An 11,822-nucleotide genomic window follows, 5' to 3' on the forward strand; every position below is an offset into this window, starting at 1 on the left:
AGCCGAGCGTGGGGGAGTCGGCGACCGACGACAACGCCGCAGATCGGCGTGCCGGACCCCGCGTCTGCGCCAAGATCCGCCGGACACCCCCTAGCACTTCGCCGCGGCCGGCCACACCGATCCCCGGCCCGGCGCGTCGTGCTGTCAGGGCTCCGCGACGGCCCCCGGGGCGGGGGTCGGCAGGTCGGGGCGCAGTTTTGTCCGGAGTTGTTCGAAGGCCGTCGGGGTCGGGCGCCGGGGCAGGAATGCGCTGATCCGGCGGGCGCAGTCCAGCGGGCTCGACTCGGTGGTGTCGCATTCGATGTCGTACAGGCCGTGCGCGTGGACGCGTTCGAACTGCCGCGCCGCCAGGCCCGCCGGGCGGTCACCGCGTGCCTGTTCGCGCCGCTGGAGTTCCTCCAGCGAACACCGCACGCCGACGAGTACGACGTCGGGAGCGGTGAAGAGTTCCAGGCAGTCCAGCAGGCGCCAGTCCTCGCTGAGGACATGGTCGACCACGACGTTGTTGCCGGCCGCGGCCATGCCTGCGACGGCCCGGTGGAAGCCCATCCACGTTCGCCGGAGCACCGCGGGCAGCTCTTCCGGGCTGATCTCCCGGCGTGTGCGCATCGCGTGGAAGGCGTCCACCGGCATGTGGAAGGACGGCTCGTCCAGGACCCGCAAGAGTTCCTTGGCGATGCTCGACTTGCCTGAACTGGACGTTCCGTTCAGGAAGATGATCAGTCCGGTCCGAGCGGCTCCGGGCACAGGGACTCCTCCGCTGTCGCCAATAAGGTCCGGACATCATCGCGCAGGTCGAGAAAGATCCGCACCCGGCCCCGCCTTCCCCTGACAAGATGTCAATCCGCCGACGACGTCGATCAGGAGAAGCTCCTATGTCCCGTAGCGGGAACGCGCCCGTGGAAGAGCGGATCGAGCTGGACGTTTCCGATCCGGCTCAACTCACGTCCCTGCGTGAGTGGATGCGGCATCAGCCGGATCTCCGGGTGGCGCTGGAGTCCGGGGCGCCGCAGCCGGGTGAACTCGGTGTGATCGACGTGTTGTCCGTGGTCGCCACCAGCAGCGGGCTGGTGGCCGCCATCAGGACGCTGCCCGACTTCATCCGCTCGCGACGCTCCGGCCTGCACATCGAGGCGACGGTCCGCGGGAAGCGCGTCACGCTGGACGCAACCAACGTCGACGAGGTGTTGCCACTCCTGGAGCGACTCCTCGATGACTGAGACCCGTCCGCCGCACGACTACGCGCGCTCGCGGGCGGTGCTGATCGGCACGTGGGACTACGCCCGGCTGCCGGCGGTGCCCGCGGCGCGCAACAGCCTTGAGCGGTTCAGCGGGCTTTTGACCGGGCCGTTGTGCGGGTGGCCGACGCGGCAAGTGCAGGTGCTGCGCAATGTCCCCCAGCGGGACAACCTGCCGGACAGGCTGATGGAGTGGTTCGGCGAGGCCACCGACGTCGCGCTGTTCTACTTCGTGGGGCACGGGCAGTTGCACGAGGACGAGTTGTGTCTCGCGCTGGGGAGTTCACCCCAATCGGGTCCCCGTCGCACCACGGTGGGGCTGCCCTTCTCCGACGTGCGCAAAGCGCTGCGCGAGTGTGACGCCCGGACCAAGATCGTGATCCTGGACTGCTGCTTCGCGGGGCAGGCGGCCGACTCCCGGCACAGCCTGGCGGACGGATCCGCCGAGGTCATCGACAAGACGCTGGGCACCGGCGCGTTCACGATGGCGGCCAGCGGCGCGTACCGCACGGCCTGGTTCGAGGCGGACGGGCACACCCCCGCGCCGCAGACGTACTTCACCAAGTACCTGGTGGACGTCATCGAGCAGGGTCTGCCCGGCCATCCGGAAGGGCTGCCGCTCGGTGCCGTGTTCACCGCCACGGCCGAGGCCCTGGCCCACGACCGCCGGCCGGAGCCGACCCGCTCCGTCCGGCATCACGCCGACCACTTCGTCATCGCCCGTAACGTCCATGAGCCCGCCGCGGTCCCGTCCGGGCCGCCGCCGCCCTCCCCGCCGCCTCCCGCGCGGCCGTCCGCGCCCGACTCCGCCGCGCGCCCCGAGGCGGCAACGGGCCGGGACCACTCGGCGACGGGCCGGCGCCGGTCCGCCACCGTCGCCGCGATCGTGGCGAGCTGCGCCGCGGTGGTCGCGGTGACCATCACCGCCGCCGTCCTGGCCTCGGCACACGGGCACGACCAGAAGGGCCCCGGCGAAGCGGGAGAATCCGCCACGCGGTCACCCACGGTGTCGGACTCCCCTTACTCCCCCTCTCCCTCCCCATCGGACTCCCCGACGCCCGCCCCCACTCGGCCGACGCCCACCCCGACACCGGACCCGACACCGAAGCCGACCCCGGCACCGGCGAGCGTGCGGCTGGTCGATCCCTGTCAGTTGCAGTTGAGCCAGGCCACCGTGACCGACTTCGACCTGCGCATGCCGGGTACGGACAGCAACTACAACACGAACGTCCACAAGGAGTGCGTCTGGGGCAATGGCGGGGTCGACATCTTCGGCATCGGCTTCACGACCAACCGCTACACCGCCGGGCCGATCTCCACCACGGTGGAGGGGCCCACCACAAGCTCGGCGCGCATCAACAGCGCCGGCATCTGCGTCATCAGCTGGCCCACGTCCTACGGCTCGGCCTTCGTCTACGCCGGGGTCGGTCCCGGCGAAGAGGAACACCAGTGCGACGGCAGCCAGGCCTGGGCGAACTCCGTGTACTCCAGCCTGCCCGACGCCTGACGGGCCCCCGCTGCCGGAGACCGGAGCGGGGGCCGGGACGGCTGCCGGGGTGAGGCGGACAGCCGCTGAAACCCGGGTCAGTCGGTCGCGGGAACCAGCGGCGTGGGCCCCTCCGGGGCCGGGGCGTCGCCGGCGGCGCTCACCGCTGCGGTGATCTCGTCCGCGGCCGCGGACGGCTGCGGCAGGACCAGGCCGATGACCAGGTACAGGGCGAGGGAGGTCACCAACGGCGTGGCGATGGTGAGGGTCTGATCGGTGCTGTCGAGGATGTACTTCACCAGGACGAAGCTCGCCAGGCCGCAGGCCCAGGAGATCAGCGCGGCGAGGGAGCCCCAGCGGCGGAACGCCGGGAGCAGGCCGAGCAGCATCGGGATGGAGATCGGACCCATCACCGCGGCGACCAGGGCGGTGATGATGCCGAGCGGTCCGCCGAAGTGGCTCGCCTCCATGGCGACCACCATGCTCACCGCGATGAAGGAGACCGTGCAGATCCGCGCGGCGAGCAGCCCGCTCTTGGCGCTGAGCGCCCGGCCCCGGCGGGCGACGGCCGGGATGATGTCCCGGACCACCACGGAGGCGATGGCGTTGGCGTCCGACGAGGCCATGGCCATGGTGTGCGAGAACATGCCGGCCAGCGTCAGACCGACCAGGCCGGCCGGGAGCAGGTTCTCGGCCATCAGCGCGTACACCTGCTGCGGGTTCGCGATGTGCGGCATCAGCACCGGACCGACGACGGACGGGAAGAGCAGCACCGCGGGCCAGATGAGGTAGAGGACCGCGGACAGGACGGCCGAGCGCTTGGCCGCCGGGGCGGACTCCGTGGCCATGTAGCGCTGGGCCAGGTTCCACATGCCGCCGTTGTACTCGAAGAGCTTGACGACCACGTACGCCGTGAGGAAGCCGGCCGTGTACGGCCCGACCAGCGGGTGGGTGTGGTCGGCGGGCAGCCGGTGCCAGATGGTGTTCAGTCCGGAGACGCCGCCCACGTGGTCCAGCGTGACGATCACCATGGAGATCCCGGCGACGCCCTGGATGACGAACTGGCCGAAGTCGGTCAGCGCGTCCGCCCACAGGCCGCCGACGGTGCAGTAGACCAGGGTGACGACGCCGGTGATCAGGATGCCGATGTTGAGCGAGACGCCGGTGAACACGTTCAGCAGGATGGCGACCGAGGCCCACTTGGCGGCGACGTCGAAGACCTTGAGCAGCGCGCCGCTCCAGGCCAGCGCCTGCTGGGTGGCGATGTTGTACCGGCGGGCCAGGTACTCCAGCGGTGAGGCGACGTTGTAGCGGCGGCGCAGTCGGTTCCAGCGCGGGGCGAACAGCCAGGCGCCGACGCCGGTCGCGAGCGCGAGCGGCAGGAACGCCCAGACGTAGATGGTGATGCCGTAGCTGTAGGCGACCGCCGCGTAGGCGACGAACACGGCGGCGCTGTATCCCGACATGTGGTGCGAGATGCCGGACAGCCACCAGGGCATCCGGCCGCCGCCGGTGAAGTAGTCGCTCACGTCACTGATCCGCTTGTGCGACCAGAGGCCTATGAACAGCATCACCACGAAGTAGCCGCCGAGGGCCACCCAGTCCGGCCAAGCCATGCGAACTCCTCGATGCCGACGGCCGTCGGCGGTAGCGAACGGTAGGGCGGTAGGTGCGCGGGGCCGTCGGCGGCACCGACGTGACCCGGACTCCATTTGCATGGACTGAAGCTCGACTTGACCAAGCCGTCTACGTATGTAGACTCAGTTCTCATCCATGCTTTTCAGCGCGCACGTTAGCCTGGCGTACAGGGGCGGTCAATGTTTCGGGAGGTTTTCGTTGACGCGACAGGGAGAGGGCGCCGCCTCCGGTGGGGCGGGGGCGCCATCCGCGGTCAGGCAGGCCCGAGTTGCCGGGGCGAGACGTCCGAACGGAAGTGGCAGGCATGACGGAGCCAGGTGACGGCGGCCGCGGGCCGGTGAAGTCGGCGGAGCGCACGGTCCAGATCATGGAACTGCTGTCGGCCTCCCCCGAACGGCTCACCCTGGCCCGGCTCCAGGAGCTCACCGGATACCCGCGCTCAAGCCTGTACGCGCTGCTGCGCACCCTGGTGGCGCTGAAGTGGATCGAGGTCGAGGAGGGCGGCGAGGCGGCCGGCTTCGGCATCGGCCCGCGCGCCCTGCTGTGCGGTACGGCGTACCTGGACCGGGACCCGGCCCTGCCGTACGCGGTGCGCCAGATCGAGCAGCTGCGCGCGGACGTCGGCTACACCACCCACTACGCCCGGCTGGACGGCTCGAACGTCATCTACCTGGCCACCCGTGAGGCCACGGACTCCCGCCGGCTGACCTCCCGCGTGGGCCGGCAGCTCCCGGCGCACGCGACGGCCCTCGGCAAGGCGCTGCTCGCCGACCTGACCCCGCAGGAGGTGGACGGGCTGCTGCCCGAGCAGCCCCTGGAGGCGCTCACCCCGCACACCGTCACCCGCCGGCCGGCCCTGCGGGAGGAGCTGGAACAGACGCGTACCCGCGGCTGGGCGCTGGAGAGCGAGCAGAACACCCCCGGGCTGTGCTGCGTCGCCGCGACGGTGTCGTACCGCATCCCGGCGACCGACGCGATCAGCTGCTCGGTCCCGCTCGACCACGCCACGGACCAGGAGATCGAACGGGTGGCGGAGGCCGTCACCCGGCACGCCGCGGCGCTGGCGGGGACGCTGCGCCGCGGCGGCATCCGCTGAGACCGAGGCAGGGCCCCGGAAAAGAGGCACGCCGAAGAGTCCCCCGGACCCGGCACACCCGGCCGGGGGACTCTTCGGCGCCTTCCGCGTGCCCCGCCGGGATCACCGGCGGGGCATCACCGCTCTCATCGGCCGGCGGCGGCCGGCCGGTGCCTCACCAGCGGGGCACCTTCTTCTCGTACGACGGGTCGATCCGCCGCATGTAGCCGGTGTCGTCGCGGTTGCGCAGCCCGCAGGACACGTACTGCTCGTGCAGGCGGGCCAGGGCGTCACGGTCGAGTTCGACGCCGAGGCCGGGGGCCGTGGGCACGGCGACGGAGCCGTCGCGGAACTCCAGGGCGCCCGCCACGACCACCTCCTCGCTCTTCCACGGCCAGTGGGTGTCGCAGGCGTACGTCAGGTTCGGCGTGGCCGCGGCCAGATGGGTCATCGCGGCGAGGCTGACGCCCAGGTGCGAGTTGGAGTGCATGGACAGGCCCAGGTCGAACGTGTCGCAGATCCCGGCGAGGACCTTCGAGCGCTGGAGGCCGCCCCAGTAGTGATGGTCGGAGAGGACGACCTGGACCGCGTCCAGGGCCACGGCGGGCTTGAGCTCGTCGAAGGCGACCACGCACATGTTCGTGGCGAGCGGCATGGGCGCCTCGCGGGCCACCCGGGCCATGCCCTCCTGCCCCGGCGTGGGGTCCTCCAGGTACTCCAGGACCCCGTCGAGCTCGCGGGCGACCATCAGGGAAGTCTCCACCGTCCAGGCGGCGTTGGGGTCGAGTCGCAGCGGCCGGTCGGGGAAGGCCTCGCGCAGGGCGCGGACCGCCTCGATCTCCTCCTCGGGCCGGAAGACGCCGCCCTTGAGCTTGATGGCCGAGAAGCCGTACTCGTCGATCATCCGGCGGGCCTGCGCGACGATGCCCTCGGGGTCGAGCGCCTCGCCCCAGGAGTCGGCCTCGTCGCCGGGATGCCCGGCCCACTTGTAGAACAGGTAGGCGCTGAAGGGGACTCGGTCCCGTACGGCGCCGCCGAGCAGGTCGGACACCGGCCGCCCGGCCGCCTTCCCCTGGATGTCCAGGCAGGCGACCTCGAACGGCGAGAAGACCCGGTCCACCGTGCTGCTGGTGGTGATCATGCCGGTGAGGCCGTGGCCGTCGCTGCCGGTGTCCCCGCCGAGCGCGGCCGCGACCACGCCGTACATCCGGCCCAGTCGGTGGACGTCCAGGCCCACCAGGGCGTCGGCGGCCTGCCGTAGCCGGCGCAGATGGCCCTCGTCGGCGTAGGTCTCGCCGAGGCCGGTGAGCCCCTGGTCCGTGTGGACCTCGAGGATGGCGCGCAGCGCGTACGGCTCGTGCACACCCACCGCGTTGAGCAGCGCGGGGTCGCGGAAGGCGACGGGGGTGACGGTGACGTCGGTGATGCGGATCGCGTCGCTCATCAGGCGATGTCCTCCACGAGGGCCAGGCCCGCGTCGGTGATCCGGCGCAGGGCGTCGAGGTGTTCGGGGGCCGGGTCGACGAGCGGGGGGCGCACCCCGCCGACGTCCAGGCCCTGTTGGCGCACGCCGGCCTTGACCAGCGAGACGGCGTAGCCCGGGACCAGGTCGCGCAGCGCCACGAGCGGGTGGAAGAACTCCCGCTGGAGCCGCTCCACCTTGGCCGTCTCGCCCTTCTCGACCGCCTGGTAGAAGGCGTTGGAGATCTCGGGGGCGAAGCAGAAGACGGCCGAGGAGTACAGGTCGACGCCGATGCCGCGGTACGCCGGGACGGTCACCTCGGCGGTGGGCATGCCGTTGAAGAACTGGAACTCCTTGCCGGTGCCCGCGAGTTCGTGCCGTACGGCGGTCACGACGCGGGACAGCCGGTCGAGGTCGCCGACGCCGTCCTTGAAGCCGACCACCTTGTCGTGGCGAGCCAGTTCGGCGGCGGTGGCGGGGTCGAAGCGGGCGTTGGACCGGTTGTAGACGATGACCGGCAGCGCGCTCGCGTCCGCGACCTCTCGCGCGTACGCGGCGAGTCCGGCCGCCGGGGCCTGGACCAGGTAGGGCGGCAGGAGGAGCAGGCCGTCCGCGCCCGCCTCCTGGGCGATGCGCGCGAACTGGCGGGCCAGGGGCAGCGGGCCGCCCGCGCCGGCGTACACCGGGACGCGGCCGGCCGCGGTCTCGACCGCGGTGCGCACCGCCTCGCCGTACTCGTCGGGGCTCAGGGCGTGGAACTCGCCCGTACCGCAGGCGACGAAGACACCGCCGGGGCCGGCGGCCAGGCCGCGACGCAGATGCTCGCCGAGCACCTCTTTGTCGACCTGCCCGGACGCCGCGAAGGGCGTCACCGGAAAGAACAGCACGCCGTCGAACATGGGCACTTGGCACTCCTCCGTCGTCTACATATGCAGACAGGCTCCACATTTGCGAACTTGTCTTTGAACTGTAAGACTCCCTCGGAGCACGGTCAAGACGGCCACGGATCCACCCGGCCGTCACGGAGCCGCCACGGAGGAGATGAGGCGAGTGAGTCAGCGCATCGTGATCACCGGAGCCGCGGGCGGGGTCGGCAGCCTGCTCCGTCCCCGACTGGCCCGTGCGGGCCGGACCCTGCGACTGCTCGACGTGGCGCCGGTGCCCGGCGCGGCCGAGGGCGAGGACGTGGAGACCGCCCGGTTGTCGGTGACGGATCTGCCGGCGATGTGCGAGGCCCTCGCCGGAGCCGACGCGGTGATCCACCTCGGCGGCCTCAGCGTCGAGGGGCCGTGGGAGGAGATCCTCGACATCAACATCAACGGCACCCGCACGGTCCTCGAAGCGGCCCGCCGGGCCGGCGTGCCCCGAGTGATCATCGCGAGCAGCAGCCACGCGGTGGGCTTCCACCCCCGGGACGGAGGCGAGGCGCCCGACTACCTCTTCCCCCGCCCCGACACGTACTACGGCGTGAGCAAGGTGGCCGCCGAGGCCCTGGGCAGCCTCTACCACGACCGCTACGGCCTGGACGTGGTCTGCGTCCGCATCGGCGGCTGCTTCGAAAGCCCCATCGCCACCCGCCAGTTGGCCACCTGGCTCTCCCCCGACGACTGTGCCCGCCTGATGGAGGCGCTGATCGCCGCGCCCTCACCCGGCTTCCGCGTGGTGTGGGGCGTCTCGGACAACACCCGCCGCTGGTTCTCCCTGGACGAGGCACGCGCCCTGGGCTACGAGCCCCAGGACGACGCCGAACGCTTCGCCGGTGAGCTCGAAGGCCGTCACGACCCGCTGGACGACATCTACCTGGGCGGCGCCTTCTGCTCGCCGGAACTCGACGCGGACGACGCGTAAGACCCGGACGAAGCGGACGACGCGGGCCCGGGCCCGGATCCGGATCCTGACCCGGGCGACCGATACCGCGCCCAGCTCAGTTACCTTCCAGGCAAAGCCCACCCCGACCGCCCCGTTCGACCCGGAGGTTCGACCGATGACCGACACCACGTCCGCCCCTCTGCGGGGCATCAGCCCGCGTACCGGTGAGCCCGTCGGGGACCCGGTCCCCGCCTCCACCGCGCAGGACGTCGACGCCGCGGTCCGCGCCGCCGCCCGCGCCTTCCCCGTCTGGTCCGCGCTGCCCGCCGCCGACCGGGCCAGGGCCCTGGAAGCCGCCGCCGACGCGCTGGACGCGGCCCGCGACCGGCTCGTCGCCGTCGCCGACGCGGAGACCGCGCTCGGCGAGGCCCGGCTGACCGGCGAGGTGGGCCGCACCAGTGGCCAGCTCCGCCTCTTCGCCGAGGTGCTGCGCGACGGCGGCCATGTGCAGGCCGTGCTCACCCCGGCCGACCCGGCCGCCGGACGTCCCGACATCCGCCGGATGCGGCAGGCCATCGGGCCGGTGGCGGTGTTCAGCGCCTCCAACTTCCCCTTCGCCTTCTCCGTGGCGGGCGGCGACACGGCCTCCGCCCTGGCCGCCGGCTGCCCGGTGGTCGTCAAGGCGCACGAGGGTCACCCGGCGACCTCGGCCGCGGTCGCGCAGGTCGTCGCCGAGGCGCTGCGCGACGCCGGCGCCCCCGACGGCGTCCTCGGCCTCGTCACCGGTTTCGAGGCCGGTGTCGCGCTGGTGAACCACCCGGCCGTCAAGGCCGCCGGCTTCACCGGCTCGCAGGCCGGCGGCCGGGCCCTGTACGACCTCGCCGCCGCCCGACCCGAGCCGATCCCGTTCTACGGCGAACTCGGCAGCGTCAACCCGGTGGTGGCCCTGCCGGGCGCCGCGGCCGAGCGCACCCGGGAAGTCGCCGAGGGGTACGCGCAGTCGCTCACCCTGGGCACCGGCCAGTTCTGCACCAACCCCGGTCTGCTGTTCGTCCCCGAGGGAAGTCCGCTGCCGGACGCCGTCGCCACCGCGGTCGGCGCCACCGCCACCGGTGCGATGCTGACGGCCCGGATCCGGGACGGCTACCAGGCCCGGGTCGCCGAACTGGACGAGGTCGCGGACCTCGCCCCGCTGGGCTCCGGCAGCGCGGGCGGCGACTCCTTCGCGGTGGCACCGCGCGTGTGGCTGCTGTCCCTGAAGTCCTTCGCGGACCGCGCGGACACCCTGGCCGAGGAGTGCTTCGGCCCGGCCGGCCTGGTGGTGACGTACCCGGACCTGGACTCGCTGGCCGAGGTCCTGGCGTCCCTGCCGGGCAGCCTGACCGGTTCGGTGCACGCCACGGCCGGTGAGGCACCGGCGGCCGCCCGGGTGGCGGCGGCACTGCGCCACCGCGTGGGCCGGCTCGTCCACAACGGCTGGCCGACCGGCGTCGCCGTCTGCTGGGCCATGCACCACGGCGGCCCCTGGCCGTCGACGACGGCCCCGCTGCACACCTCGGTGGGCGCCACCTCGATCGACCGCTGGCTGGTCCCGATCGCCTACCAGGACTGGCCGGACGAGCTGCTCCCGCCGGAGCTCCAGGACGCCAACCCGCTGGGCATCCCGCGCCGGGTGGGCTGACCCGGCCACGGGACCGGGCCGAGCCCGCGACGTCCGGCCCCTCCCGCGCCCTGTTCGCGGCCGAACACCTCGGCCGCGAACAGGGCGCCGCACCGGCCTCCCCGTGGGCGCGCGAATCACGTCAGCGGCGCGTCAGTCCGCCGTCAGCGGGGCCTGTCAGTCTTGTTCACGTGAACGGCACCCGGCAGCGACCGGGAGCCGGGAACGAGGAGAGGTGCCCGGAGTGGTTGATCGGGGACCAGCGAGCACGTCTCGAGGTCGGATCCTCAAGGGTCCACGCAGGTTCGAATCCTGCCCTCTCCGCCACACCGGACGGCCGGTCAGGCGCTGCGCCGGACCGGTCCGACGAGGGTGCCGGGGGCGACCGTGAACCTGCCCTCGGCGAACGAGGTGCCGGGGATCTCCCCGTCAGGGGCCCGCAGCGTGAACGACGCCTCGTCCGCGGGCGTGCCGGGACGCTGGTTCGGCACCTGGATGTCGAAGTGCACCGGGTGCCCCGGTCCGAAGGCCACCGCGGTCCTCTGGTCGCCGTAGTGCCCGGCGGTGCCGCCGGTCCGCGCGCCGTGGTGCCAGAACCGTACGTCGGTGGGCGAACCGGCGAGTTCGCACGGCTCGTAGCCGCGCGGGGCGGTCAGTGTCACGCGGTAGTGGCTGTGCCCTGAGCTGGCGGGCGCCTCAGTGATCGTGGCCGTGTGGTTGGCCGGACGGCAGGCCGAGGGGGCGGTCCTCGCGGCCGTCGCGGGTGCGGCCTGTGCGATTCCCCCGCAGGCGGTGACGGCCAGCGCGACCGCGGCGAAGGCGGCGGACGTGTGCTTCTTGCCCATGCGAACACTCCTTGTCGTGCTCAATGGCCCCGCGGGTGTTCGCCGTCAGGACCATGGTCGACAGGAGCCTGCCCCCGACCGCTCGCACGGAATGTCTCAGTATGGGTACGACTGACCGTCGCGGTGCCGCACGCGCGCTCCACGCGCAAGGTTCACCGTCCGAACCCTCCAGCGTGCCGCTGATCGAGATGCGCGTCGCGAGAACAGCCCCCAAGAATCGACGGAGGTACTGACGCCGACTGCAGAAAGGTGCCGATCATGCGCAGCAAGATCGTACGGACTCTGGTCGCCGGCATCGCCGCTGGCACGCTTGCCGGCGGAGCCGCGATGGCCTCCACGGGGACAGCCCTCGCGGTGCCGGCGAGCACCCACGCGACCGTCGCCAAGCATGCGTCCAGCCCCCGCCCCACGCCGACCCACAAGAAGTGCCCGAAGGGCGAGCACTTCACCAAGGCCAACGGCAAGTGGGGCTGCCACAAGAAGTGACCCCGAGCAGCCGGACCGACAGCAGCCTACCGGGTGGCCCTCCGGCTCGCTGTCCGAGGTGTACTTCAAGTCGTCGCCGACCGGGGTCAGTTCGATCTGGTGGGGGGCGGGGTCGCAGCCGGG

At 72.2% G+C, this 11,822-nt stretch carries 11 protein-coding genes and 1 pseudogene; 7 read left to right on the forward strand and 5 right to left on the reverse strand.

The features are described from left to right. Window positions 1–144: 144 nt before the first annotated feature. Window positions 145–747 carry an AAA family ATPase gene (locus AB0927_RS40335; protein WP_366672844.1) on the reverse strand — a complete coding sequence of 201 codons (603 nt, stop codon included), beginning with the start codon at window positions 745–747 and terminating at the stop codon, window positions 145–147. A 152-nt stretch (window positions 748–899) separates the two neighbouring features. On the opposite strand from AB0927_RS40335, the gene AB0927_RS40340 reads away from it, so the two are divergent. After that, the gene (locus AB0927_RS40340) at window positions 900–1,220 is read left to right on the forward strand and encodes a hypothetical protein (protein ID WP_366672845.1); all 321 of its coding nucleotides are present in this window, start codon (window positions 900–902) and stop codon (window positions 1,218–1,220) included. Continuing rightward, a complete protein-coding gene (locus AB0927_RS40345) occupies window positions 1,213–2,745 on the forward strand; it encodes a caspase family protein (RefSeq protein ID WP_366672846.1) in 1,533 nt (510 codons plus the stop codon). The genes AB0927_RS40340 and AB0927_RS40345 overlap by 8 nt, the downstream gene beginning before the upstream one ends. Window positions 2,746–2,822: 77 nt before the next feature. Here AB0927_RS40345 and AB0927_RS40350 read toward each other — a convergent pair whose 3' ends face one another. Further along, window positions 2,823–4,340 (reverse strand): sodium:solute symporter family protein, encoded by a 1,518-nt coding sequence (locus AB0927_RS40350; RefSeq protein WP_366672847.1) that lies wholly within the window; start codon window positions 4,338–4,340, stop codon window positions 2,823–2,825. 326 nt (window positions 4,341–4,666) lie between these two features. Here AB0927_RS40350 and AB0927_RS40355 point away from each other — a divergent pair, with 326 nt between their 5' ends. Next, on the forward strand, window positions 4,667–5,458 hold the full coding sequence (locus AB0927_RS40355) for an IclR family transcriptional regulator (RefSeq protein WP_366672848.1): 792 nt from the start codon (window positions 4,667–4,669) through the stop codon (window positions 5,456–5,458). A gap of 154 nt (window positions 5,459–5,612) precedes the next feature. Here AB0927_RS40355 and AB0927_RS40360 read toward each other — a convergent pair whose 3' ends face one another. Both AB0927_RS40360 and AB0927_RS40365 read right to left on the reverse strand, forming a co-directional pair. Then, window positions 5,613–6,881, reverse strand: coding sequence for a glucarate dehydratase family protein (locus AB0927_RS40360; protein WP_366672849.1), 1,269 nt, complete (start codon window positions 6,879–6,881; stop codon window positions 5,613–5,615). Then, a complete protein-coding gene (locus AB0927_RS40365) occupies window positions 6,881–7,804 on the reverse strand; it encodes a 5-dehydro-4-deoxyglucarate dehydratase (protein ID WP_366672850.1) in 924 nt (307 codons plus the stop codon). Before AB0927_RS40365 ends, AB0927_RS40360 begins: the two co-directional genes overlap by 1 nt. A 136-nt stretch (window positions 7,805–7,940) precedes the next feature. On the opposite strand from AB0927_RS40365, the gene AB0927_RS40370 reads away from it, so the two are divergent. The 3 genes and pseudogenes from AB0927_RS40370 to AB0927_RS40380 all read left to right on the forward strand — a co-directional run bounded on the left by AB0927_RS40370 (window position 7,941) and on the right by AB0927_RS40380 (window position 10,695). Further along, window positions 7,941–8,747 (forward strand): NAD(P)-dependent oxidoreductase, encoded by an 807-nt coding sequence (locus AB0927_RS40370; protein ID WP_366672851.1) that lies wholly within the window; start codon window positions 7,941–7,943, stop codon window positions 8,745–8,747. 136 nt (window positions 8,748–8,883) lie between these two features. After that, a complete protein-coding gene (locus AB0927_RS40375) occupies window positions 8,884–10,389 on the forward strand; it encodes an aldehyde dehydrogenase (NADP(+)) (RefSeq protein WP_366672852.1) in 1,506 nt (501 codons plus the stop codon). Between the two features lie 208 nt (window positions 10,390–10,597). Further along, window positions 10,598–10,695, forward strand: a pseudogene (locus tag AB0927_RS40380). Between the two features lie 14 nt (window positions 10,696–10,709). Here AB0927_RS40380 and AB0927_RS40385 read toward each other — a convergent pair. After that, complete coding sequence (locus AB0927_RS40385) at window positions 10,710–11,213, reverse strand: DUF4232 domain-containing protein (RefSeq protein WP_366672853.1); 504 nt, start codon at window positions 11,211–11,213, stop codon at window positions 10,710–10,712. Window positions 11,214–11,471: 258 nt separating this feature from the next. On the opposite strand from AB0927_RS40385, the gene AB0927_RS40390 reads away from it, so the two are divergent. Then, complete coding sequence (locus AB0927_RS40390) at window positions 11,472–11,699, forward strand: hypothetical protein (protein WP_366672854.1); 228 nt, start codon at window positions 11,472–11,474, stop codon at window positions 11,697–11,699. Window positions 11,700–11,822: the final 123 nt, after the last annotated feature.

The sequence above is a fragment of the Streptomyces sp. NPDC048106 genome, assembly GCF_040706415.1.
Lineage (GTDB): Bacteria > Actinomycetota > Actinomycetes > Streptomycetales > Streptomycetaceae > Streptomyces.